We start from the raw sequence: 25,182 nt of genomic DNA, 5'->3' as shown, positions 1-25,182 counted from the left end.
TCAAAACGGTTTTTTCAAACTATTGTCTCACTTCATTAAAATAATGAACGGATGTCATGGCCCCTTCGTCGACCATTTTGTTGTCTTGGATATCTAATGGATCTGGGTGGCCGGCTTTTTCAGGAATCTTTTCATCTGACCGGAACATGCTTGCCCATTTTTTCAGATGCTGTTTATTTTTTACCGCTAATAACACAGCACCTCCAACCCCTAATCCTGCAAGTACATACGCATTTGGACGCTTATTCATGTATGTTCCCTCCCCTTATGATCTTATTTGTAAGTTACCCCGCCTTTTCATTTCTAAACGTCACAATATGCTGGTGTGGTTTCTCTTTCATTAAAAAGTGGAATAACAACAGCAATGAAAGAGAAAAGAGGGGATCTTCGTGACAACAACTTTAATTGTCATCGGCACATTGCTAGTCATTTGTTTGATCATCCCAATCATTCTATTGATCTGGATTTGGATGAGAGATGAAAAACAAGAAGAACATTCAGTTCTGCGAAATTATCCGGTCATTGGAAAGCTGCGGTTTATCTTTGAAAAAATAGGACCTGAGCTTCGCCAATATCTGTTTCTGAATGACCGAGAGGAGCTGCCCTTCTCAAGAAGAGAATACGAGCAGGCGGTCATGTCTGGGAAGTACAAAAGCCGGACGATGGGCTTTGGATCAAAACGTGATTTTGACAAGCCAGGCTATTACATTCGAAACGTCCTGTTTCCAAAGCAGCGAGATGAACTACGAATCGATCAATCTGAAAAAATCAAAACAAAAGTGTATCAGATTGATCAAGACAATTTACTGCGAAGAAGTGAACATTTCAAAGAAGTCGAAGCAAATCCTTACTTTCTCCATCAAGAGGATGTACAAGTCATTGGCGAACACACATGTCAAAAGCCTTTCCATGTGAAAGGACTGATCGGTCAATCTGCCATGAGCTACGGCTCCTTAGGCGACAGGGCGATTACAGCTCTATCCTCAGGATTAAAAATGGCCGGCGGGACGTGGATGAACACAGGTGAAGGCGGGCTTTCTCCTTATCACCTCAAAGGCGGCGCAGATATCATTTGCCAGATTGGGCCCGGTTTATTTGGCGTCAGAACAGAGGATGGCGCATTTTCCTTTGAAGAATTCAAGAAAAAAAGCGAACACGAGGAAGTCAAAGCCTTTGAACTCAAGCTGGCACAAGGAGCAAAAACACGCGGCGGTCATATTGACGGCGAAAAGGTGACGGAAGAAATAGCGAATATCCGTAAATTACCGCCTCACCAATCCATTGACAGCCCAAACCGCTTTGAGATGTTCCACTCCATTCCTGACATGTTTGATTTCATTGAACAGCTGCGGAGCATAGGCGGAAAGCCAGTTGGAATCAAACTTGTTGTCGGACATAAAGAAAATATTGAAGAGCTTGCCAGCTATATGAAAAAAAACGGGAAACACCCTGATTTCATTACAGTGGATGGCGGAGAAGGCGGTACAGGGGCGTCCTTTCATGAATTGGCAGATTCCGCCGGGCTCCCGATTTTCACGGCACTCCCCATGGTTCATCAAATATTGAAAGAATACGGTGTCAGAGATCAGGTGAAGCTCTTTGCTTCTGGCAAGCTTCTCTCGCCTGATAAAATTGCGATTGCCCTTTCAATGGGAGCTGACTTTGTGAATATTGCCAGAGGTCTCATGTTTTCAGTTGGATGCATTCGCGCCCAAGTCTGCCACACGAATAAATGCCCAGTCGGGGTCGCCACGACTGATCCAAAGCTGCAAAAGGGTTTATCAATTGAAGAAAAAAAATACCGAGTGTGCAATTATATCCTGTCTCTTAGAGAAGGTTTGTTTAACTTATCCGCAGCTGCGGGAATAGAATCGCCTATTCATTTTAATGAAAAACATATTATTTTTAGACAAGAGAATGGTGAAACAAGCGAAGTGCCGATGTTCTCAGGCACACAGCCATCTGTCTAGCTCGAAAAGGTGCGGAAACGCGCCTTTTTTATTGACATTTTCGTATAAAGTTAGCAAGCAGTAGAGTTTAAGGAAATCATCTCAAGCGAAGATGGCATCTCCTATGAGGGAGAAAGATGGTTTATGGGCGAGCTAAAGTAAAAAACAGGGACACTTTATCAGCCCCTGCCCTCCTTTTCATAAAAAAACTGCAAACAAGTCCATTTTTCGTAAAAAGGATTGTTTACAGTGAAAGCTGCTTTATTTTGTTTCGTTATTTTCCTGCTGTTCTGCTACGCGGTCAAGAGCCATCGTATAGGCATCGTTTCCGTAGTTCAAGCAGCGTTTGACACGTGAGATAGTTGCAGTGCTTGCACCTGTTTCCGTCTCAATTTTATGATACGTGTTTCCCTCGCGAAGCATACGCGCTACTTCAAGACGCTGTGATAAAGATTGGATTTCATTGATGGTACATAAATCATCAAAGAATCGATAACATTCTTCCAGGTCTTTAAGGGATAAGATGGAGTTGAATAACTGATCTAAGCTTTTGCCCCTTAATTTATCAATTTGCATCTTAATACATCTTCTCCTTTACTATTGCCACACCGCTTCGCACGATCTTCTTCTAAGAAAGCGGTATCTTTCCTGACTAATTTTTTTAAAACCTTAGCAATGAGCTTTGAACAGATCATGACAGGTTTGGTTCTACGCTGAAAATGCCGTCAGGTTCTTTCGTAAGCCGAAGCTTCTTTATCGTAAACAAATTCGACAAGTTCTGTCATTTTCCTTGTATGACAATCTGACAAACTTGTTTGCTTCCAGTATAAAGATGACTTCTGCTTGGTTAGGTCTTCTGCCCTCATATACAGGCTTTGCAGAAAGCTCGGCGAGACCACAAATATGCGCCCCGCCTTGCTCGGGTTATTCAAAATATGTTGGCCGGTCAGCGTAACCGGCAAATTCATTTTACAATTAGAGTACTTCATTCGTCATGTCAAAGCCCTCTGCTTTGTCAACAGCTCCACATAAGATCATGATCACTTACATGGCAGTGAAGAGAACCATGGCTCACTTCTGCCCTATAACAGCAGTCAGAAATCCAGCAAAGATGATACAGCTCCACTCTGTTATATTTTAACGCATTATAGACGGAAAGAGTACAGTTTTTTTCATGACATCAAATATTCCTCTTGGTGTCACTCGAATATACGGCAAATGTGTACTTTGGAAAAAGACAAGTGTATCAATTGGACAGTCAAATGGATAGCCGCGCTCAATGAGCAGCTCGCGTAATGTTTGTTCCTGCTGAAGAACAGTCTCAAATGGTTCAGCCGATGCACAGCCTGATAATTGCAGCGGGATTTCGTGCAAAATTTTCCCGTTCTCTGTGAGGACGATTCCTCCGCCAATTTCTTTCATCCGCTTATGTGCCAGCATCATATCTTCTTTATTTTTCCCGATCACTAAAATGTCACCAGTGAGCGAAAATGAGCTGACAAAGCCCTGCACTTTATTTGCGAACCCTTTTAGCATCGTATTCACACGCCACTCGCCTTTTCGGTCAATCAGGCTAAAGAAGCTTTGATCATGGTCACATGAGAGCTGGTTGATTGAGTTATCAATTTCCACTGTATAAGGCTCCATGATGACGGCATTTCTCATCTTGACACCTAGCGGCATAGAGAATTGCAAATCACTCATCGTGAGGTCGTAGCTTAAATCTAATGGAAGAAGCCCGCCATTTTCCCATTTTGTTTCTTGGAATTGATGCTGGTTCTCGCCATCTAATTTGAGAATAACCCCTTTAGATATCACCGTTTCAGGATTTGGGTTCATTGGATCATCTAAAATATTTATAGAAGCCAGCCGGCCTGGGCCAACAACGCCTAATAAATCATCGATTTGATGGTATTTTGCAATGTTAAATGTCGCCATATTATACGCATCAATGATCGGCACGCCTTCTTCAAGGGCAATCGAAATCAAACGGTTAATCATGCCTTCCTCATAAAAGTGAGGAGCAGCACCATCTGTTGTATAGAAAAAGTGGTCATAGTGTCTAAAATCACGCTCATGCAGTTCTCTTAAAATGTTCACTAAATCTGGGCGGATGGAAGAATGCCGCAATGAAACATGATAGCCAAGGGACAATCGTTTTAACACATCGTCCGCATTCATCGCTTCATGATCACTGTCCGCGCCAAACAGCTTCATTTTTGTTAGCGTTTTCTCAGAAGCTCCGGGAAAATGCCCTTCAATTCGTTTTCTCTGCTTCTTCGTTTCTTGCATGCAATATAAAATGAGATCATCACCGTCCATCAATCTTGGCCAGCTTGTTAATTCGCCGCCTTGGAGGACGTCAGGATGATCAATCCATTCCTTCCGGTAGTTGACTGGCAGCATCTCATCTTCATATCTGACTTCCGTTTGAAGATCATATCTAGACCACCAGAAATACTGAAATGGCTGCTTTTTTAATTCACATAGAGTGGAAAGCGCTTTCTTTTCATTGCTTTGCAAAAGAAGAAATAAGTTATCGCTGACCATCGTTGTTGTGCCAAATTGAGACACATATTCTGCAAGTGATTGGGGATTATAAATATGGAATGGATGCGCGTGAGGCTCTATATACCCAGGCACAATGTATTTCCCTTCACAATCAATCACACGTTTAGCTGATTTATTTTGAGGAAGCTCTGCTCCGACATAAACAATTCGATCATCATGTATCCAAATATTTGCCTTCACCCATTGCTTCAAAAACGGGTTAAGCACGAGTCCATTCGTTAAAAGGAGTGTTGGAACTATTTTTGAGTCGACTACATCGATTTGTGTGCGGATGTCATTGTTTCTCCAATTAAAAGTACGTTCGGACATTCACATACTCTCCTTCATTTGTATTAGCCCTATCGTAACATAACGAACTACGTTACGCATTAATGAAACGTTACAATTTCTTGAAATCACACTTAAAATAATTTAAAAAAGGAGATTCACCTTCAATGAAACCTAATCTCGGCTTAATGGAAGCGCTCATTAGAATTGCCTGCGGAATGACAATATGTACTGCGGCTGGATCCTTATATGCTAGAAAACCATGGAGTAAAATGCTGCTTTTGGGCATCATGTTTGGCGGTATGAAACTGGGATCTGGCATTCTTCGTTTTTGTCCAGTGACATACATGTGTGAGCAGCAGGACACACATAAAGAGAAGGCTGAGTAAGGCAGCCTTCTTTTTTTGTGATCATTTTCATCTCATTCCGCTGCTTCACACCATTCTACTATTGTCCCTGCAATAATTTCTGCTGCTTCTATCACATGCTCAATGTCGATAGATTCATTCGGAAAATGGGCAAGCTCCGTTGTTCCAGGTCCAAACACGATGATCGGAATACCAGCCGCCTGTGACAGTAATCCGCCATCCGTTCCCCAAGGGGCGGCTTCGATCTTCGGCGGCTGCTTCATGACCGCTTCATATTGTTCCTTCAATAAATCTAAAAGCGGATGATCCGTATCGATTGAACCCGGAAGCCATCTTGCACCAAACCATTCGACCTCAACAGGATGCTCTTGAAACCATTCATCTTTTTCTCCGAGTCCTGCCATCCAATTTTCTAATTCCTTCTCTGCCTGTTCTACCGTTTCACCCGGCATCACCCCGAGCCTGCCTTCCATTGTGACAAGGTCTGCTACGGAGGATGGCCAATCACCGCCTTGAATTTTCCCGATATTGATTGGGATCGGGATTGGGATATGCTGAAACAGCGGCTCAGTGATTCGCTGATTTCTTTCTTCTTCAAGTTCCGCTATATGTGAAAGGACTATCGTGCTCTTTTCAATAGCCGAAACGCCGTGATATCTTGTTCCGCCATGAGCAGCCCTTCCTTTAATATGCAATCTGAACCATTTAGATCCTTGCTGAATCGGAAAGATTTTCATATGACTTGGCTCTGGAATGATGGCTGCATCTGCTGTATATCCTCTCAGTATGGCTGCAAGGGTGCCTGCGCCGCCGCTCTCTTCTTCGACAACACTATGAAACACGACATCTCCCTTCAGCGGAATCTGAAGCGCATGCAGTGCTTCAAGTGCAAAGAGTAAAGAAAGGTTTCCACCTTTCATATCTGTTGCCCCGCGTCCATAAAGTCTCCCGTTTATGATATGCCCGCTGTAGGGCGGATATGTCCATTGTTTGTGATCACCTGCCGGGACAACATCCACATGCCCATTTAATAAAATAGATTTGCCTCCGCCTTTACCTTTCAATCGTCCGGCGACATTGGGACTTCCTTTAAAGGAACGCCTCGGGGAATAAAAATACGGGTGGTTCAGCAAGTCATCCCCGCCAATGTCCCATACGTCAACATCAAAGCCAATGGCAGAAAGTTTATTTGCTACGATTTGCTGTACTTCTTGCTCATTTCCTTGTGTGCTGTCACATTGCACCATTTGCTGAAGAAGCGCCATGGCTTCCTCCTTATGCTCTTTCATCCAGCTTCTGATACGTGTGGTTGGCTGCAAGTCGGTCATCCTTTCTACACAACAGATTTGACATCAGGCGCTAAAATGAGCGGCGCCTCTGTCGCCCTCATGACATCTTCCGGCTGAAACGGCGGCATGACTTCACGCAAAATGAGCAGCTGTGATTTGACCTCAATGACTGCCATATCCGTAATAATCAGATCTACACAAGACTTAGCAGTTAAAGGCAGCGTGCAGGCTGCTTTTATCTTAGATTGTCCATGTTTATCAAGGTGGCTCATCACAACCACCACCTTTTTCGCTTTTTGCGCAAGTTCAATGGCTCCACCCATACCCGGCACTCGTTTCCCTGGCACAATCCAATTGGCAAGATCCCCATGACTGCTGACTTCAAGTGCACCTAAAATGGTCATATCCAGCATCCCTTTGCGAATGATGCCAAAAGCGGTTGTGCTGTCCATATATGATCCGCCTTTTGTTAACGTAATGGGAAAACCCCCGGCATTGCACAAATTCGGGTCTTCTTCCCCTCGTGCTGGTGAAGCGCCTGCTCCCATAATGCCGTTTTCTGCATGCAGCCACACCTCGTAATGTGCTGGGATGTAGTCAGCTGCAAGGGTCGGGATGCCGATCCCAAGATTCACAATCATGCCATCTTCAATTTCCTGTGCCGCGCGTTTGGCTATGCGGTGTCTTAAATCGATGTCTCCCATGCCCATGTCCAGTTCACTCCTTTTGATTGCACGATCTGGTTCACAAATACGCCTGGCGTGACGATTTCCTCTGGATGAAGCCCGCCCACAGGCACAATCTCTTCTACTTCCGCAATGGTCCAGTCTCCTGCCATCGCCACAATCGGGTTTGTATTCCGTGCACTTTTATCAAAAATCAGGTTGCCTGCTTCATCTGCTTTGAGGGCATTCACAATCGCGATATCCGCAGTCAGTGCAGGCTCAAGGATATACTTCTTTCCATCCAGCTGAACCAATTGTTTCTCATCAAGATTGAGACTATCCATGCCGACATCTGTCACAATGCCCGCTAAACCCATCCCGCCTGCCCTGATCTTTTCCGCTAGGATGCCTTGCGGGTAAAAAAGAACGTCTAGTGTCCCTGCCTGCATTTTCTGCCCGGCAATTGGATTAGAGCCAATATGTGAAGCAATGATTTTCTTCACTCTTCCTTCTGTGATCAGCCTGCCAACACCGATTTGCGGGAAGCCTGCATCGTTCCCGATCAATGTCAGGGCTTTAATATTGGCTTCTAGAATGGCATCGATCAATGATGGCGGGGAGCCTACACCGCCAAACCCGCCAAACATAATGGTCATTCCGTCTCTAAAATGTGTGATGACTTGATCAAAGTTCGCTGTTTTGTTCATCATCTTTCCTCCCTACATGGCAGATGGGAAAAACCCTCGATTGATGACTTCTTGCTCGACCTGCGTCATTGTCTGCCCGAATAAATGAATCAGTTCATCCATCTCCTGCTGCGTAATGGAAAGCGGCGGTGCGATCATGACCGCTGCACCTCCCACACCATCCTCTCCAGCGCTTGCTGGGTAAACAAGCAAACCATTTTGCTTGGCCGTCTCCACAACTAAATGTGTCATTTGAGCATGGGCAGGAAATGGTGTTTTCGATAATCGGTCTGCGACAAATTCAATGCCAATGAGCATCCCCTTTCCTCTCACATCTCCTATGATGGAATGTTTTGTTTGCAAATTCTTTAAAGCATTCATTAAATATCGGCCAGACAGATCAGCCCGTTCTGAAAGCTGATGTTTTTTCATATATCGAATGACAGCCAGTGAGACGGCTGCTGAAAGCGGATTGCCGCTATAAGTGTGGCCTGCCATCACAGAGCCCGAACCACTGAGAATCGGTGCAATCACATGATCCGCTGAGACAGCTGCAGCAATCGGTGAATAGCCGGCGCTCATGCCTTTTCCGAGTACCATGATGTCTGGTACGACGCCCCAATGTTCCATGGCAAACATTTTCCCAGTTCGTCCAAAGCCTGTCATGACTTCATCTGCAATCATTAAAATATCGTTTTCCTCACAAACTCGCTTCATCGCCGCAAAATATCCGTCTGGCGGAACAAGCGCCGCGCCCGCTGCTCCAACAATCGGCTCTGCAATAAAAGCCGCAATCCTCTCTTTTCCTATACGCTGGATGACGGTTTTAAATTCCTGTACATACCATTCGACCTGCTTGCTTTCTTCCTTTGGCAGCCACGAACGGTAGCTGTATGGCGGAGACAGCACCGGGTGTTTTTCGAGCAGTGGTTCAAAGCGCTCTCTCCTTGCAATATGACCTGACATCGACAGCGCACCGAGTGTGATGCCGTGATAACTCATCCATCTTGAAATGATGTGATTCTTCTCAGCCTTCCCCTGCTCCTGCCAATGCTGAATGGCAATTTTCATGGCGGTCTCTGTTGCCTCTGATCCGCTTCCGACAAAAAAAGACCAGTTCAGGTTCCCTGGGCAGAGCGTACTCAATTCATAGGCAAGTTCTTCTGCTGGTTCATTTGTGAATTGTGACCTGTACGTAAAGCTCACCTTTTCCGCTTGCTCTGTCATGGCATCAATGATGTCTCGTATGCCATGTCCAATACTTGCCGTGACAGCACCCGATGAGCCGTCTAAATATTTTTTCCCGTCCCGATCATATAAATAAATTCCCTCTCCTTTCACAGCCACAGGATAATGCTGATTCAACATCGGTTTGATTAAGTAATCCCGGGTCTCCACTTTGTCATTCCTCCCTCTCTCGTCAGCAGCTGCATCTTTCTTTTTTCATGAATCGCAAGAAAATTTTGTATACTTGTTATAAGATTAGCTTAATCAAGAGGGCAGTCATCCTCCATTCGCCACATGCCCGAATTTCACACGCATTTTTTATACATCGTGTATAAGAGTGTTCAAAAGGAGGTCATGAGTCTATGGCGATTCTCGTCAAAGATGCACTCTCGCTCGATATCATGAAGGAAACAAAGCTGCTTGCTGGGGAAAATGGACTGGACCGCCTCATTCAGTGGGTGACCATCGTGGAAATTATCGAAGATACTTCAAGGCTTTCAGAAGGGGAACTGCTCGTCACAACCGGCTTTGGGCTTGCAGACAATCAGGAAAGGCGCACCCGGCTTGAGGAGCTGATTCAATCTCAACGTCTATCGGCCATTGCGATTTATAAAGGCGTATACTTAACGGAAATTCCGGCATCACTGATCGAAGCTGCCAAAAACAGCGGCATTCCACTCATCGAGATTCCTTCACATGTCAACTTCTCAGACATTACAAAAGCCGTCCTAGAGCAAATCGTCAGCAGCCAGCTCCATCAGCTTAAATATTCTTCAGCCATTCACCAAAGACTAACCCATTTAAATGTCAGCAATAAAAATGTCACACAAATTACAGATGAGCTGGCACACCTCACTTCGGCGAACATCGTTGTGCTAGATGTTTTTTTACATCAAACCGCAGCTCATCTCATAAAAGATGAAGTGACGTACTCTCCTGCTGTTGGCTTTTTGACAGATCATGAACCAATCGAAACGATGCCTCTTCTCAAGCAGGCTGAGGAGAAAGGAAGGCTCGTTTATGACACGTGCGGTGCGTTTGTCCTTGCTGCATGTCCGGTGATTGCGATGGGTGATATTTTCGGGTTTATTGTGTCTTTGAAGAAAAAGGAAGCATGGCATCATCTCGATGCGATTGCCATCGAGCATGCCGGGGCGGTGTATGCGATTGAATGGCTGAAGCAAAAAGCCATTCAAGATACAGAAAACCAAATGCAAGGTCATTTGTTAGATGATATTTTGCAGCAGCAATACACAGAAGAAAGCTATGTGGTCGAACAGGCAACAAAGCTGCAATACGATATGAGCGATGAGCAGGTGGTCATCTACTTTCAATTTCAGCATCAGCACACACAGCTCGATCACCAAATGATGCAGCGTCTCTCTCAATTGCTCACGTCGATTTTTGAACGCAGACATATTCCTTATTTACTAAAGACAAGGCTCGATTCTATTTTTGTTCTTACACCAGCAGAAAAAAAAGCGTTTCAAGAAGCGGAGTGGTATCGTGCAGCAGAAGAGTGCCGGAGCACTTGGTCTTATTTTTTTCCCGTCCACCCGATTGTGATTGGCATTGGGAGAGCCTATGACCAGATCGGTCTCTTTTCAAAAAGCGCAAAGGAAGCGCAGTATGCAGCAAGGCTTCTTCCGCTTTTAAAGACAGAGGAATGCATCATTCATTATCAAAAGCTCGGCTTATACGGGATGCTGCTTGAAATGAATGAAGCGGGTATGAATTTGCATGACTTTTACGTGGAGCTGTTGAGTCCCTTGCTTTATACGAAAAAACAGGGGGCTGACCTGATCCATACACTCGAAGTGTATTTGGCACACAATGAAAATATTCAAAAATCTGCGGGAGAATTGTTTATTCATAGGCATACATTAAGCTACCGCTTAAAACAAATTGAAACGAGAACAGGCTGCAGCCTCAAATCCACAGATGATCGGATGAAGCTGCAGCTCAGTATCATGGCGTACCGCCTATCTGGTCTGCTTGATCAGATGAGAACCATTTCATGATTCATTCGGCGTTTTCACCCATAGATTCATATCTTCAATTTTGTCAAAAATATAGCAGTTGTTTTGGAAACGCCCGGTATACGTATAGCCGAGCTGATAAAACACTTGGTTCATTCCATAGGACAGTGCACGTGCAAGAGAATAAAAGACATAGATGTGCATGGATTGAAGTTCTTTTTCGAGTGCTAGAATCAAATGATGCATGAATCCTAGTTTTCTGTATGATGGAAGGGTCGCACAATCTGTTAATTCCGCATGACCATACGGCTCATTGATTTCAGCGGATGCTGCACTCACAATGTGACCGTCATGTTCAACGGCATAAAAGACGGTCCCTTCCTCCATCACCTTTTGGATGTAATCTGGCTCATTCATTGGCGTAGGATACGTTTCAAAAACGGCATCATAGAGCTTTGCCAGCTTGTGAATATCCTGCGTATCCGCTTTCCTCATCACATACTCATCCTGCCACGTGCCTTGGTCTTTTTTGAGAGGCTTTTCCTGAATAGACACAACAATTTCATCTTCCTTCAGCCAATACGGGCTGTTCATCCGATCCTCCGTCAGAAAGAGCGACATGCCGTACGCATCACTTCCAAGAAAATAATGAGAAAACACGCCTTCAAGCCGAAAGCCTTTTTCTAAAAAAAGAGGCATATGCTCACGCCTGACTTTCACAATGACCTTAGAAGCCTTGGAGTCTGCCGCTTCCTGAAGAACCGACTGAATCACATCCCGCACCCTGCCGCTGTAGTCATCCAAACGGATTCGCTCATTAAATGAATCAATACAGATCGAGGCAGAAAAACGCTCGTTCGCAAGTTCCTTCAATTGCACCATATACTCATCCTCTCTTATAAATCAGCTAATAAAAAAAATCCAAATGGAAAATGAAACAATGACGATACCAGAAAAAATCGACATGATCATATACCGAATGGCTGAGCCTTTTTTGACTTTGTTTTGCTTTCTCGCTTCATACATGATGAGATTTGAGAACAGTACAAATAAAATAAGTAACACGATTGCAAATAGAATGATTCCTTGAATGACCATGCTGCCTCCTCATAAACTCGTCATCCCATACTACTTCTTCATATTCCGCCGGCATCCCTTCTCATGAACAAAAAACACCTTTCCATCTCGTCAGATAGAAAGGTGTTTTGATTAAACGTTTTTCCCCGCAGCCTTCAGTGCACGGGCACCGATGTCACGGCGATAAAATAGACCTGGCTGAATGATTTCTTCAACCGCTTCATACACTCTTGATCTTGCCGCTTCAAATGTGTCGTCAAATGCGGTTACATTCGCTACACGGCCGCCATTTGTGACGAATTGATCGTTTTCTTTTTTTGTTCCTGCGTGGAAGGTCACAACATCAGACACAGTCGTTTGCAAGGCACCGATCGGTGTGCCTTTTGCATAGTCTTCTGGGTATCCTTCTGATGCAAGAACCACACTGACAGCCGCAGTGTCTTTCCACTGTAAGTCCACATCTTTTCCATCAAGAATATCGAGGAATACTTGGACTAGATCTGATTCAAGACGAGGGAGAACCACCTGCGTTTCAGGGTCGCCAAAGCGTGCATTGAATTCAATCACCTTTGAGCCTTCTGGTGTCAGCATTAAACCTGCATATAAAATGCCTGTAAATGGACGCCCTTCCTGCACCATCGCGCGAGCTGCCGGTTTGACAACATCTTCCACAGCTTTCTGAACCACTTCATCTGAAATTTGCGGAACTGGTGAATAAGCGCCCATTCCGCCAGTGTTCGGCCCTTTGTCATCTTCAAAGGCCCGTTTGTGATCCTGCGCAATCACCATCGGATACACCTTTTCCCCGTTGACAAAAGCCATGAGTGAAAATTCTTCGCCTGTTAAAAATTCTTCGATGACAACAGATGCACTTGCATCGCCAAACTTTTCATCCTCTAAGAAATCATGCAGACAATCGACCGCCTCTTCAAGCGTCATAGCCACTGTGACGCCTTTTCCTGCGGCAAGCCCGTCTGCTTTAATGACAATCGGCGCACCTTTTTCTTCCACATATGCCTTTGCTTCTTCAAACGATGTAAAGGCAGCGTAAGCGGCTGTTGGGATATCGTAGTTCTTCATTAAGTCTTTTGCAAATTCCTTTGAGCCTTCAATGACCGCAGCTTTTGCATTCGGTCCAAATACTTTTAGACCTGCTTCTTCAAATGCATCAACGACACCTGCGATTAAAGGGACCTCTGGACCGACAATGGTTAAGCCGATTTCGTTTTCTTTTGCAAAACGAATTAATGACTCATGATCGCCTTCGTCGATTGGTACAAGCTTCGCAGCATCTGTCATTCCATCATTGCCGGGTGCGACAAATACTTGGCTGACAAGTTCACTTTGATTCACTTTCCATGCGATGGTATGCTCTCTTCCGCCTCTGCCGATAATTAATACGTTCACACTGTCATCCCCTTAATGTTTGAAATGTCTAACGCCAGTGAAGACCATGGCGATGCCGTATTCATCTGCTTTTTGAATCGATTCTTCATCACGAATAGATCCGCCTGGCTGAATGATCGCTGTGACGCCTGCCTTTGCAGCAGCTTCCACTGTATCGCCCATTGGGAAGAATGCATCAGAGCCTAGTGCGCTTCCTTTTGCCTTTTCACCAGCTTGCTCAATTGCAATGTTAGCTGAGCCCACGCGGTTCATTTGACCAGCACCGATTCCTGCTGTCATTTGATCTTTCGCAAGGACAATGGCATTTGATTTCACATGCTTGACTACTTTCCAAGCAAGCTTTAAGTCTTTCCATTCGTCTTCTGTTGGTTCTCTTTTCGTTGGAATAGAAATCGTTGCTTCCTCTAAGCCGTACGTGTCAATATCCTGAACAAGCAGTCCGCCATGGACACTTGTCAGCTGCTTTTCTTTTTTCCCGAGATCCGCTTCTACATCTAATGTTAATAGACGAAGATTCTTTTTCGCCGTTAACACGTCAAGCGCTTCTTGGCTGAACGATGGGGCGATGACAATTTCTAAGAAAATCGTATGCAGCACCTCAGCCGTTTGTTTGTCTACTTCACGGTTAAGTGCCACAATGCCGCCAAAAATAGACGTCTCATCTGCTTTGAATGCTCTGTCAAATGCTTCTGCAATCGTTTCTCCTGTACCAACGCCGCACGGGTTCATATGCTTCACAGCGACAGCTGCCGGCTCCGTGAATTCACGTACGATTTGGAGTGCTGCATCTGCATCTTTAATATTGTTATAGGAAAGTTCTTTTCCATGTAATTGCTTTGCAGTAGCCAAAGAACCTTTGGCTGGAAGAGCATTTTCATAGAAAGTCGCCGCTTGGTGCGGGTTTTCTCCATAACGAAGGGATTGTTTTTTCTCAAACGTGACAGTGAACTGTTCTGGCTCTGTTTCGCCCACAAAATTTGTTAAGTAATCCGCAATCAGAGCATCGTATGCAGCCGTATGACGGAATACCTTTGCAGCGAGCTCACGTTTTTTCTCGAGTGACACGCCGCCTTCTTTGATTTGCTGGATGACTGTATCATAGTCACGAGGATCGACAATCACTGTGACGTCTTGGTGGTTTTTTGATGCCGCACGAAGCATTCCCGGTCCGCCAATATCAATGTTTTCAATCGCCTCTTCATACGTCACATCGTCTTTTGAGATCGTCTCTTTGAAAGGATAGAGATTCACGACAACAAGATCAATCGGCTGAATGCCATGCTTCTCAATCTGTGCCATATGCTCATCGTTTTCTCTCACTGCTAAAAGTCCGCCATGAATGTTCGGGTGAAGTGTTTTGAGTCGTCCGTCCATGATTTCAGGGAATCCAGTGACTTCTGAAATTCCAATGACATCAATGCCGTTCTCTTGAAGAAGCTTATGTGTACCTCCAGTTGAAATCACTTCAACGCCAAGTTCTGTTAATTCTTTCACAAAAGGTACAAGATTCGTTTTATCGGAAACACTGATTAATGCGCGTTTGATCGTCATGCCTTCGTCACCTCATTAAGATAATTCTAAAAGTGATTTGATCACTTTTGGATATAGTGTGTGTTCTAGTTCATGCATTCTTTTTTCAATCGATTCAAGCTCTTCCCCTTGTTCGATATAAATCGACGCTTGGTCAATGATCGGACCTGTATCCATGCCTTCATCGACAAAATGGACGGTGATACCCGCCACTTTGACGCCTGCTTGATAGGCTTGTCCAATGGCATCCAGCCCTGGGAAGGCTGGCAGCAAGGACGGGTGGATATTGACAATTTTCCCTCTGAATGCTTCAAGTAATGTCGGACCAATCAGTCTCATATACCCAGCAAGGAAAATCCATTCCACTTCATGCAGCCTAAGCTGTTCAATGATCGTTTGTTCAAAAGCGGCTTTATTCGGAAAAGCCTTCGGTGTAAAGGCAAAGGAGGGAATGCCCTCTTTCTCAGCACGCTCCAGCACCTTTGCACCCGGTTTATCACAAATCACAATGGCGGCCTCTGCCTGCCACTGTTCTTTTTTTAATGTATCTATAATGGCTTGAAAATTCGTCCCGCTTCCAGAGGCGAAGATCGCAAACTTCTTCATGAGAGGCTTCCACCGCCGAATGTGACACCTTCTCCTTTTTGAACACGGCCGATGAGAAATGCTTTCTCTCCGTCTTTTTCAAGTCCTCTGATCACTTCGACAAGGTCATCTTCTTTTACCGCTAAGACAAAACCAATGCCCATATTAAACACGTTGAACATTTCTTCTGCCTTTAACTGTCCTTTTTCTTGAATAAAGGAGAAAATTGGCGGTACTGGCCATGAGCCGTTATCAATCTCAACGCCAAGCCCTTCAGGCAGCATACGCGGTAAATTTTCAATAAAGCCGCCGCCTGTCACATGTGCCATGCCGTCAATCTTGCCGGCTTTCACTTGTTTGAGAACAGGCTTCACATAAATTTTGGTCGGTTCAAGAAGCTCTTCTCCAAGCGGTCTTGTAAAAGGTTCATACGTTTGATGCAGATCCAGACCAGCGTCTTCCAGCAATACTTTACGAACGAGAGAGTACCCATTGCTATGAATTCCGCTTGAGCTGAGTCCAATAAGCAAGTGCCCCTCTTTGATGCTCTCTCCTGTCACGATTTCATCCTTTTCAACGACGCCTACTGAAAAACCAGCAATATCATATTCATCTTCTGTGTAAAGACCCGGCATTTCTGCTGTTTCTCCGCCGACAAGCGCTGAACCAGACTGCTCACAGCCGTCAGCCACACCTTTGACGATTGATTCAATTTTTATCGGATCTGCTTTTCCAACTGCTAAGTAATCTAAGAAAAAGAGCGGCTCTGCCCCTTGTGCCAGCACATCGTTCACACACATTGCCACGGCATCAACACCGATCGTATCGTGTTGATCCATTAAAAAGGCAAGCTTTAATTTTGTTCCGACACCATCTGTTCCTGAGACAAGAACGGGCTTTTTGTATGGCAGCTCAGATAAATCAAACATACCGCCAAATCCGCCTAGAGCACCCATGACACCTGCTCTTTTTGTACGTTCCACGTGTGTTTTCATTCGTTTGACGGCTTCGTATCCTGCTTCGATGTCGACACCGGCGTTTTTATATGCTTCTGACATCCCATTCACTCCTTTTAGCTGCTTCTCTTCCATTTATTTTCAGCAGAATGAAAGAGCAGCATATCAAATCATCTTGACTGCTGCTCCTTTATTCGATTATTTCGTCAGTGCTGTTTCCTTCACATGCGGAAGAACAGTATCTTCATAAATTTCAGTCGGATATTTCCCAGTAAAGCATGCTAAACATTGACCGCGCTGCGGATCATCATACTTCCTGCCAATCCCGTCCATTAAACCGTCTACGGATAAAAATGCAATGGAGTCTGCACCGATTTCCTGTCTAATTTCTTCCACTGAATGAGAAGAAGCAATCAGCTCTTCATGTGTGGACGTATCAATTCCATAAAAACATGGATGTGCGATGGGCGGTGAACTAATGCGGACGTGGACTTCCGTCGCACCCGCTTCTCTTAGCATCGTCACAATGCGGCGGCTCGTAGTTCCGCGTACGATGGAATCATCCACCATCACGACACGTTTTCCTTCGACGACCCCGCGCACAGCTGACAGCTTCATGCGCACGCCCTGCTCACGCAATGCTTGAGACGGCTGGATAAAGGTCCGTCCGACATAACGGTTTTTAATTAAACCGAGCTCATATGGAATACCTGTTGCTTCGGCATATCCAATCGCTGCAGAAATACTCGAATCTGGTACACCTGTCACGACATCTGCTTCGACATGCGCTTCCTCAGCAAGCTTTTTGCCAAGGTTCTTTCTCGCACTATGCACGTTGATGCCGTTAATATTGCTGTCAGGTCTTGAGAAATAAATGTATTCCATGCTGCACATGCTGCGGTTAATGTTCATGGAGAAGCGTTCAGATTTGAGGCCTTCATCATTAATGATCAGCATTTCTCCAGGCTCAACATCTCGTAAATACGTGGCACCGACAACATCAAATGCACATGTTTCAGAAGCAACAACATACGCGTCCCCAAGCATACCAAGTGAAAGCGGACGTAAGCCGTTCGGATCAAGAGCCACAATCATTTCTGTTTCCGTCATAATTAAGAAAGCATATGCGCCTTTAAGCATGGACAGGGCATTTTTGATCTGCTCTTTCAATTCAACATAGCCGCTGCGCTTAATTAAATGAGCAAGCACTTCAGTGTCAGAAGATGTTTGGAATATACTCCCCTGGTTCTCTAGCTGCTGCTTTAATTGCGTTGCATTCACTAAGTTCCCATTATGAGCAAGGGCAAGACTGCCGTTGTTTTGCGAGCGGAAGAAGAGGGGCTGCACATTTTCAAAGCCGCCTCCGCCTGCTGTCGCATACCGAACGTGTCCGATCGCACCTTTTCCTTTCAAATCCTTTAGCTCACCGTTTTGAAAGACTTCCGTAATCAGTCCAAGGCCTTTATGTGCCGTCAGGTTTTCACCATCTGTTGCAATGATTCCCGCACCCTCTTGTCCTCGGTGCTGAAGACTATGCAATCCGTAATATGTGATTTGCGGGGCTTCTTCGTGTCCCCAAACCCCAAAGACGCCACACTCTTCGTTTAAGCCTCTGATTTCAGCAAGCATGGGATCGCTCCTTTCCATGCGCGTTCAAGCTCGTTGACCGCTGCATGAATCCATTGTTGTCCTTCTTGATTTTTGACAGTGAATACCCCATCATTTGTGACCGTTCCAACTTCTTTCGCATCTTTGACAGCCGCAGCAAATGCTTCGCGGTCCTCTGGTTTCACTGTGACGACAAAACGTGACTGTGTTTCACTGAATAATGAAGCTTCACTGTTTAAATCAATTTGGATATGAGCGCCAAGACCGTCTGTTCCAAATGTACTTTCAGCAAGTGCTACACCAAGACCGCCTTCAGACACATCGTGAGCTGATTGAACAAGTCCGTTTTGAATCGCAGCAAGAAGGGCTTCCTGACGCGTGAGCTCTACATCCAAATCAATTTCTGGTGCTTTTCCGTAAATACGGCCTTCTGTCATCTTTTGAAGCTCACTGCCTGCGAATTCTTCCTTCGTCTCACCAATGACGAAAATCACATCGCCAGCCTGCTGGAATGACTGCGTCGTAATATGAGCTGTATCTTCCACCAAACCAACCATCCCAATAACTGGTGTTGGATAAATCGCTGTTCCATTTGATTCGTTATATAAAGAGACGTTACCACCGATAACCGGTGTGCTTAGCTTGCGGCATGCTTCGCTAATACCGTCAGCAGATTTTTCAATTTGCCAGAAAATTTCTGGTTTTTCTGGGTTACCGAAGTTCAGGTTATCTGTTACTGCAAGCGGACGAGCGCCTGAGCACACAATGTTACGTGCTGCTTCTGCGACTGCGATTTTCCCGCCGACCTCTGGATCAAGGTAGAGATAACGTGCGTTACAATCGGTTGTCATCGCAAGGGCTTTTTTCGTTCCGCGGATTCTTAAAACGCCCGCATCAGAGCCTGGTGCAACGACTGTATTTGTCCGAACCATGTAGTCATATTGGTCATAAACCCATTCTTTACTTGCAATTGTCGGCTGCTGGAGAAGCTGCTTTAACGTTTCGGCTGCATCTGTGATAGCAGGTGCTTCAACTTTTGTTTCTAAAAACTCACGATAGTATGCAGGCTCACTTGACGGCTTGTGATAAACCGGCGCTTCTTCTGCAAGGGCATCAACAGGAAGCTCACATACTACTTCACCTTGATGAAGTAAACGAAGCATTTTATCGTCTGTCACATGTCCGACTGATACCGCTTCAAGATCGTATTTTTCAAAAATATCAATGATTTCTTGTTCACGGCCTTTTTCAATGACCAGAAGCATTCTCTCTTGAGATTCAGACAGCATCATTTCGTATGCTGACATGCCTGTTTCACGCTGCGGGATAAGGTCTAGATTCATCTCGATACCAGAACCTGCTTTACTCGCCATTTCCGCACTTGAGCTTGTTAAGCCAGCCGCTCCCATATCCTGAATTCCAACGAGTGCATCGTTTTTGATGACTTCAAGGCACGCTTCAAGCAGCAGTTTTTCCATGAATGGATCACCGACTTGAACTGCTGAGCGTTTTTCTTCTGATTCATCAGAAAATTCCTCAGATGCAAATGTTGCACCGTGAATTCCGTCACGTCCCGTTTTGGCACCAACGTACATGACCGTGTTGCCGACACCTTTTGCCTGCCCTTTTTTGATGTCTTCATGGTTGATTAATCCAACACACATTGCATTTACGAGCGGGTTGCCTTCATAGCTTTGATCGAAATGAACCTCTCCGCCGACTGTTGGAATTCCGATACAGTTTCCATAGCCTGCGATCCCTGCCACTACTTCTTCAAACAAGTACTTCACGCGCGGTGAAGTCAGTTCACCAAAACGAAGAGAGTTTAATACAGCAATTGGACGCGCACCCATGGAGAATACATCACGGATAATTCCGCCGACACCTGTCGCCGCTCCTTGATACGGTTCAATCGCAGATGGATGGTTATGTGATTCGATTTTAAATACAACCGCTTGGTTGTCTCCAATATCAACGATTCCAGCGCCTTCCCCAGGACCTTGAAGGACGTGCTCTCCTTTTGTCGGGAATTTGCTTAAAACAGGCTTTGAGTTTTTATAACTGCAATGCTCTGACCACATGACAGAAAAAATGCCCGTTTCTGTGTAGTTTGGCAGCCTGCCAATAATGGATTCGATTAAAGCGAATTCTTCATCACTCAATCCCATTTGCTGATACAATTTCTCTTCTTTAATTTGCTTGTGACTTGGTTCAAGCAGTAGTGACATGAGTGTCCCTCCAATTTTTCACGATAGATTGAAACAATTTAAGTCCGTCTGCGCTGCCTAGTAATGAATCAACCGCGCGCTCAGGGTGCGGCATCATGCCGAGTACATTGCCCTCTTCATTCGTTACACCTGCAATACGATTCACACTGCCGTTAATATCGTCTCCATAGGTGAAAGCGATTTGGCCGCGTTCAATGAGCTTCGCTAAAGTGTCTTCATCACAGTAGAAGTTGCCTTCACCGTGCGCTACAGGAATCGTAATGGATTCGCCTTTTTGATAACCGCTTGTAAATTGCGTTTCGTTGTTTTCTACAATGAGTTCAACTGGGCGACAGATAAACTTCAAGTCTTTATTTCGTCTCATCGCACCCGGAAGAATGCCAAGCTCCTGAAGAATTTGGAACCCGTTACAAACACCAAGAACAGGTTTTCCTTCCTCAGCTGCTTTTTTCACCGCCGGCATGATGTTTGAGAAGCGGGCGATCGCACCACATCTTAAGTAATCCCCATAAGAGAAACCGCCTGGTACGAGTACACCGTCAAATCCGTCAAGACTCGTTTCGTCGTGCCATACATATTCAACTTGTTCACCTAACTCATCTTGAATCGCATGGTACATGTCGATATCACAGTTAGAGCCAGGCAAGACGATCACTGCAAACTTCACTGTGCGACAACCTCCTCCACCTCATAGCGGTAATCTTCAATCACCGTGTTGGCAAGTAATTTTTCGCACATTTCTTTGACGACTGTGTCTAAATCACGATCTGATTTTTCAATGACAAGCTCCATGTATTTTCCGATACGGACATCCTTTACTTCCTGATAAGACATGCTGTGCAAAGCGTGCTGCACGGCACTTCCTTGTGGATCAAGAACGCTCTCTTTTAAGCTGACAAAAATTTTCACTTTATACATGTTTATGGCCTCCAAGTCTTTTGAAAATTTCTTCGTATGCATTCGTTAAGCCGCCCAGGTTTCGTCTGAACACGTCTTTATCAAGCTTTTCGTTTGTATCTTTGTCCCAAAGCCTGCACGTATCAGGTGAAATCTCATCAGCTAGCAAAATACGTTTCTCGTGATCTATTCCGAATTCAAGCTTGAAATCAATTAAATTCACATGACAGTCTGAGAAGATTTGCTTTAACTCTTCATTCACTTGTCTTGTGATTTGTTTCATTTCCTCGACCTGCTCTGGTGTCGCTGCATCTAAAATGCGGATATGATCTTCTGTAATGAGCGGATCGCCGAGCGCATCATCTTTGTAGTAAAACTCAATCAAAGGTGTGTCCAGTTTCGTTCCCTCTGGAATGCCGAGGCGTTTTGACATACTGCCTGCCACTACATTTCGTACAACCACTTCAAGCGGAACAATCTGCACCTTTTGAATGAGCTGCTCTGTTTCAGAAAGGCGTTTCACAAAGTGATTGTTGATTCCTTTCTCATGCAGCATTTGAAAGATTAAGCTCGAAATTTCGTTGTTCAGTCTGCCTTTGCCTTCGATTTCGGCTTTCTTTTCGCCGTTAAATGCTGTAGCTGAGTCTTTATATTCGACATATAAAATATGCTCGTCATCGGTCTGATAGATTTTTTTCGCTTTGCCTTCGTAGAGAAGTTCTTGTTTCACAGTCATTCAGGTTGGCCTCCTAATTTGAATGTTGGCAATTTTCAGGATTGGGCGCCTGGCAAGCAGGCGGCCCATTTCTTACGCAAGACCTAGACGTTCGAAAATCATATCGACATTTTTCAAATGATAGTTGTAATCGAAGCAGTCAGCGATTTGTTCAGGTGTTAAGCGTGACGTGATTTTTTCTTCTGCTTCTACTAATGAACGGAACGGCACTTGTTTCTCCCACGCTTCCATCGCCTTTGGCTGAACTGTGTCATATGCCTCTTCACGTGCCATGCCTGTATCGATTAATGCAAGAAGAACGCGCTGTGAGTAAATTAAGCCAAGTGTGCGGTCCATGTTGCGTTTCATGTTCTCAGGGAAAACCGTTAAGTTTTTCACGATGTTTGAGAAACGGTTGAGCATATAGTTCAGTGCAATCGTTGCATCTGGTAAAATGATGCGCTCAGCAGATGAATGAGAAATATCACGCTCATGCCAAAGCGGTACATTTTCATAAGCTGTCAGCATATATCCACGGATCACGCGGGCAATTCCCGTCATATTTTCAGAACCGATTGGGTTACGCTTATGCGGCATCGCTGATGATCCTTTTTGTCCTTTGGCAAAGAACTCTTCTACTTCACGTGTTTCACTCTTTTGAAGACCACGAATTTCAACAGCAAATTTCTCAATGCTCGTTGCGACTAAAGCAAGAGTAGCCATGTAATCTGCATGGCGGTCACGCTGCAAGGTTTGGGTTGAAATTGGTGCAGCTTTGATGCCAAGCTTCTCACATACATATTGCTCAACAAACGGGTCGATGTTCGCATATGTGCCAACAGCTCCAGAGATTTTGCCATATTCAATGCCAGCTTTTGCTTGTTTAAAACGTTCTAGGTTACGCTTCATTTCCTCGTACCAAAGAGCAAGCTTCAGGCCAAATGTTGTCGGTTCAGCGTGTACACCGTGTGTACGGCCCATCATGACGGTATATTTGTGCTCTTTTGCTTTTTCTTTTAGTATGTCAACAAATCTCTCAATGTCCTTGAGCAGGATATCGTTCGCCTGTTTTAATAGATATGAAAGCGCCGTATCCACTACGTCTGTCGATGTTAATCCGTAATGAACCCACTTTCTTTCTTCTCCTAGAGATTCAGAGACAGCACGCGTAAAGGCAACCACGTCGTGGCGCGTGTCTTGTTCAATCTCTAAAATACGTCCAATATCAAAGCTTGCATTTTTGCGCATTGTCACAACGTCTTCTTTCGGAATGACGCCAAGCTCTGCCCAAGCTTCACAAGCGAGAATTTCTACTTCAAGCCATGCATTAAATTTGTTTTCCTCTGTCCAGATTGCTGACATTTCTGGTCGTGCGTAACGTTCGATCATTTCCCGTTTCCTCCATCTCTTTCAGTCCATATCTTTGTGATGTTTGTCATCCACTCATCATCGAGCTGTTTCATAAACGTCATATGCCCCATTTTGCGGCCGGCTTTTACTTCATGCTTTCCATATAGATAAAGCTTCGCTTCTTTGAGAAGCTCAGGATGCTCTTTTGGAATGTCCACTTCATCGCCTAATAAATTCACCATCATTCCCTCTGATAAAAGGGCTGTACCGCCAAGCGGCAAACCACATATAGCGCGGACGTGCTGTTCAAACTGACTTGTCTCACATAAATCGAGTGTATAATGACCAGAATTATGCGGGCGCGGTGCCAGTTCATTGACGAGCAGCTTTCCGTCATTTGTCAGGAACAGTTCTACAGCAAGAGTACCAACCAGCCCCAGCTTTTCAGCCAGTGTTGTTGCCAATTCTTTCGCCTTCTCCTGAATGCGGTTCTCTACCCTTGCAGGCACAATGCTTTGGAACAAAATATTATGCTTATGAATGTTCTCAGCGACTGGGAATACTGCAATCTCTCCATGAACAGAACGAGTGACGATCACTGATAGCTCCATTTGGAATGGAACCCAGCTTTCTAAAATACAAGTTCCATGTGTGAGCAGTGCAGCTGCTTCCTGAAGCTGTCCTTTTTCTTTAATGACATACTGTCCTTTTCCGTCGTAGCCGCCTCTGCATGTTTTCAGCACGGCTGGCAATCCGAGCACGTCCACTGCGTCTTCCAGCTCTTTTTCATCATGAATGATGCGGTAAGGCGCTACTTCACAGCCTGCGTCTACAATTCCTTTTTTCTCGGTCTCACGATTTTGAGTTAAAAGGAGAAGGTCGCTTCCTTGTGGTAAATAGGATTCTTCCTTCAGCTGATTGAGTGCATCATAATCAATATTTTCAAACTCATAAGTCACCACATCGCTGATGTCTGCCAGCTTTCGAATCGCTTCAAGGTCACTATATGCGGCCGTGATTTCTTTATCGGCAACCTGTCCGCAAGGAGATTGTGCGACTGGGTCTAGAACTGCTGCCCGGTACCCCATTTGCTTTGCGCTGACAGCCATGTATCTGCCAAGCTGTCCGCCGCCAATGATACCGATGGTTGCGTTTGGAAAAATGGTCTGCTTAGCCAAGCTGATCACTGCTTTCTAGTACAGTCTGTTTTGTCTGCTCTCTTCTTTCTTCAAGGCGAGCTGCGACCTTTTCATCAAATGCTGAAATCATTTGTGCGGCAAGAAGGCCTGCATTTGTTGCACCGGCTTTGCCAATGGCTACTGTAGCAACTGGTACACCGCCTGGCATTTGAACGATGGATAATAAGGAATCCAGCCCGTTTAGTGCCTTTGATTGTACAGGCACACCAATGACCGGCAGTGTCGTTTTTGCTGCGACCATCCCCGGTAAATGTGCTGCGCCTCCAGCACCGGCAATGATGACCTTTAGTCCTTTACCTCTTGCTTCAGTCGCATATTCAAACATCAAATCAGGTGTCCGATGTGCGGATACTACCTGTTTTTCATACGGAATGTTTAATTCCTCTAAGATGTCGCACGCATTTTTCATTGTTTCCCAATCAGATGTACTTCCCATGATGACACCTACAAGCGGCTTCATTTTGTCCCCACCTTTAAGCTGATATTCGATTTTGTATCGTTTGACACGCTTCCCAAACCTAAGCAGCTTGTCAAACGCCGAACAAAAAGACCCGGTCTGTATTGCAATGTTAGGAAGCAACACAAACCGGGCCATGGTAAGCGCTGTTCGCTTTTGAAACGCCATGTCA

General features: G+C 45.0%; 24 protein-coding genes. 3 read left to right on the top strand and 21 right to left on the bottom strand.

Annotation, left to right across the window (positions count from 1 at the left end; all coding sequences use genetic code 11):
- Window positions 1–19: 19 nt before the first annotated feature.
- Window positions 20–250 carry a hypothetical protein gene (locus NSS76_RS03450; protein WP_003214314.1) on the bottom strand — a complete coding sequence of 77 codons (231 nt, stop codon included), beginning with the start codon at window positions 248–250 and terminating at the stop codon, window positions 20–22.
- A 139-nt stretch (window positions 251–389) separates the two neighbouring features.
- On the opposite strand from NSS76_RS03450, the gene NSS76_RS03445 reads away from it, so the two are divergent.
- Window positions 390–1,970, top strand: a complete 1,581-nt coding sequence (locus tag NSS76_RS03445; protein WP_341080777.1) for an FMN-binding glutamate synthase family protein — start codon at window positions 390–392, stop codon at window positions 1,968–1,970.
- A gap of 240 nt (window positions 1,971–2,210) precedes the next feature.
- On the opposite strand, the gene NSS76_RS03440 is transcribed toward NSS76_RS03445, so the two are convergent.
- Both NSS76_RS03440 and NSS76_RS03435 read right to left on the bottom strand, forming a co-directional pair.
- Complete coding sequence (locus tag NSS76_RS03440; RefSeq protein ID WP_024424524.1) at window positions 2,211–2,525, bottom strand: YerC/YecD family TrpR-related protein; 315 nt, start codon at window positions 2,523–2,525, stop codon at window positions 2,211–2,213.
- Between the two features lie 561 nt (window positions 2,526–3,086).
- On the bottom strand, window positions 3,087–4,829 hold the full coding sequence (locus NSS76_RS03435) for an adenine deaminase C-terminal domain-containing protein (protein ID WP_025092632.1): 1,743 nt from the start codon (window positions 4,827–4,829) through the stop codon (window positions 3,087–3,089).
- A 125-nt stretch (window positions 4,830–4,954) separates the two neighbouring features.
- On the opposite strand from NSS76_RS03435, the gene NSS76_RS03430 reads away from it, so the two are divergent.
- On the top strand, window positions 4,955–5,176 hold the full coding sequence (locus tag NSS76_RS03430) for a YgaP family membrane protein (RefSeq protein ID WP_197172077.1): 222 nt from the start codon (window positions 4,955–4,957) through the stop codon (window positions 5,174–5,176).
- A 32-nt stretch (window positions 5,177–5,208) separates the two neighbouring features.
- On the opposite strand, the gene NSS76_RS03425 is transcribed toward NSS76_RS03430, so the two are convergent.
- The 4 genes from NSS76_RS03425 to NSS76_RS03410 are packed head-to-tail and all read right to left on the bottom strand — an operon-like array spanning window position 5,209 to window position 9,193.
- Window positions 5,209–6,474: a peptidase gene (locus NSS76_RS03425; RefSeq protein ID WP_213404873.1), complete on the bottom strand. Its 1,266-nt coding sequence runs from the start codon at window positions 6,472–6,474 to the stop codon at window positions 5,209–5,211.
- Window positions 6,475–6,488: 14 nt separating this feature from the next.
- The gene (locus NSS76_RS03420) at window positions 6,489–7,154 is read right to left on the bottom strand and encodes a 3-oxoacid CoA-transferase subunit B (protein WP_044335241.1); all 666 of its coding nucleotides are present in this window, start codon (window positions 7,152–7,154) and stop codon (window positions 6,489–6,491) included.
- On the bottom strand, window positions 7,130–7,816 hold the full coding sequence (locus NSS76_RS03415) for a CoA transferase subunit A (RefSeq protein ID WP_213404872.1): 687 nt from the start codon (window positions 7,814–7,816) through the stop codon (window positions 7,130–7,132). Before NSS76_RS03415 ends, NSS76_RS03420 begins: the two co-directional genes overlap by 25 nt.
- Window positions 7,817–7,828: 12 nt before the next feature.
- On the bottom strand, window positions 7,829–9,193 hold the full coding sequence (locus tag NSS76_RS03410) for an aspartate aminotransferase family protein (RefSeq protein WP_213404871.1): 1,365 nt from the start codon (window positions 9,191–9,193) through the stop codon (window positions 7,829–7,831).
- 191 nt (window positions 9,194–9,384) lie between these two features.
- Between NSS76_RS03410 and NSS76_RS03405 the strand changes: the two genes are divergently transcribed.
- Entirely contained in the window at window positions 9,385–11,043 is a 1,659-nt protein-coding gene (locus tag NSS76_RS03405; protein ID WP_341080758.1) for a PucR family transcriptional regulator, read from the top strand.
- Here NSS76_RS03405 and ablB read toward each other — a convergent pair.
- From ablB to purE, 14 genes are all read right to left on the bottom strand, one after another.
- Entirely contained in the window at window positions 11,038–11,883 is an 846-nt protein-coding gene (ablB, locus tag NSS76_RS03400; RefSeq protein ID WP_212048692.1) for a putative beta-lysine N-acetyltransferase, read from the bottom strand. The two genes, NSS76_RS03405 and ablB, sit on opposite strands and share 6 nt — an antisense overlap.
- Before the next feature lie 21 nt (window positions 11,884–11,904).
- Window positions 11,905–12,099, bottom strand: coding sequence for a hypothetical protein (locus NSS76_RS03395; RefSeq protein ID WP_212048690.1), 195 nt, complete (start codon window positions 12,097–12,099; stop codon window positions 11,905–11,907).
- Between the two features lie 111 nt (window positions 12,100–12,210).
- Entirely contained in the window at window positions 12,211–13,485 is a 1,275-nt protein-coding gene (gene purD / locus NSS76_RS03390) for a phosphoribosylamine--glycine ligase (RefSeq protein ID WP_046314136.1), read from the bottom strand.
- A gap of 12 nt (window positions 13,486–13,497) precedes the next feature.
- Complete coding sequence (purH, locus tag NSS76_RS03385; protein WP_025092624.1) at window positions 13,498–15,036, bottom strand: bifunctional phosphoribosylaminoimidazolecarboxamide formyltransferase/IMP cyclohydrolase; 1,539 nt, start codon at window positions 15,034–15,036, stop codon at window positions 13,498–13,500.
- A 15-nt stretch (window positions 15,037–15,051) separates the two neighbouring features.
- Complete coding sequence (gene purN / locus NSS76_RS03380) at window positions 15,052–15,621, bottom strand: phosphoribosylglycinamide formyltransferase (protein WP_095407892.1); 570 nt, start codon at window positions 15,619–15,621, stop codon at window positions 15,052–15,054.
- Window positions 15,618–16,658, bottom strand: a complete 1,041-nt coding sequence (gene purM / locus NSS76_RS03375) for a phosphoribosylformylglycinamidine cyclo-ligase (protein ID WP_341080746.1) — start codon at window positions 16,656–16,658, stop codon at window positions 15,618–15,620. The genes purN and purM overlap by 4 nt, the downstream gene beginning before the upstream one ends.
- Window positions 16,659–16,754: 96 nt before the next feature.
- The gene (gene purF, locus NSS76_RS03370) at window positions 16,755–18,185 is read right to left on the bottom strand and encodes an amidophosphoribosyltransferase (protein WP_024424615.1); all 1,431 of its coding nucleotides are present in this window, start codon (window positions 18,183–18,185) and stop codon (window positions 16,755–16,757) included.
- Window positions 18,161–20,392, bottom strand: a complete 2,232-nt coding sequence (gene purL, locus NSS76_RS03365; protein ID WP_341080744.1) for a phosphoribosylformylglycinamidine synthase subunit PurL — start codon at window positions 20,390–20,392, stop codon at window positions 18,161–18,163. The genes purF and purL overlap by 25 nt, the downstream gene beginning before the upstream one ends.
- Entirely contained in the window at window positions 20,376–21,059 is a 684-nt protein-coding gene (gene purQ / locus NSS76_RS03360) for a phosphoribosylformylglycinamidine synthase subunit PurQ (RefSeq protein WP_024424510.1), read from the bottom strand. Before purQ ends, purL begins: the two co-directional genes overlap by 17 nt.
- Window positions 21,056–21,310 carry a phosphoribosylformylglycinamidine synthase subunit PurS gene (gene purS / locus NSS76_RS03355; RefSeq protein ID WP_003214349.1) on the bottom strand — a complete coding sequence of 85 codons (255 nt, stop codon included), beginning with the start codon at window positions 21,308–21,310 and terminating at the stop codon, window positions 21,056–21,058. The genes purQ and purS overlap by 4 nt, the downstream gene beginning before the upstream one ends.
- Entirely contained in the window at window positions 21,303–22,025 is a 723-nt protein-coding gene (gene purC / locus NSS76_RS03350; protein ID WP_171464016.1) for a phosphoribosylaminoimidazolesuccinocarboxamide synthase, read from the bottom strand. Before purC ends, purS begins: the two co-directional genes overlap by 8 nt.
- Before the next feature lie 72 nt (window positions 22,026–22,097).
- Window positions 22,098–23,393 (bottom strand): adenylosuccinate lyase, encoded by a 1,296-nt coding sequence (purB, locus tag NSS76_RS03345; protein ID WP_008355754.1) that lies wholly within the window; start codon window positions 23,391–23,393, stop codon window positions 22,098–22,100.
- On the bottom strand, window positions 23,390–24,532 hold the full coding sequence (gene purK / locus NSS76_RS03340; RefSeq protein WP_151863240.1) for a 5-(carboxyamino)imidazole ribonucleotide synthase: 1,143 nt from the start codon (window positions 24,530–24,532) through the stop codon (window positions 23,390–23,392). The genes purB and purK overlap by 4 nt, the downstream gene beginning before the upstream one ends.
- On the bottom strand, window positions 24,525–25,013 hold the full coding sequence (gene purE / locus NSS76_RS03335; protein WP_024424506.1) for a 5-(carboxyamino)imidazole ribonucleotide mutase: 489 nt from the start codon (window positions 25,011–25,013) through the stop codon (window positions 24,525–24,527). The genes purK and purE overlap by 8 nt, the downstream gene beginning before the upstream one ends.
- Window positions 25,014–25,182: the final 169 nt, after the last annotated feature.

The organism is Bacillus sp. FSL R5-0654, from assembly GCF_038008745.1.
GTDB lineage: Bacteria > Bacillota > Bacilli > Bacillales > Bacillaceae > Bacillus > Bacillus safensis.
The sequence above is the reverse complement of the archived record's forward strand: the minus strand, read 5'-3'. Positions and strand labels throughout refer to the sequence as shown.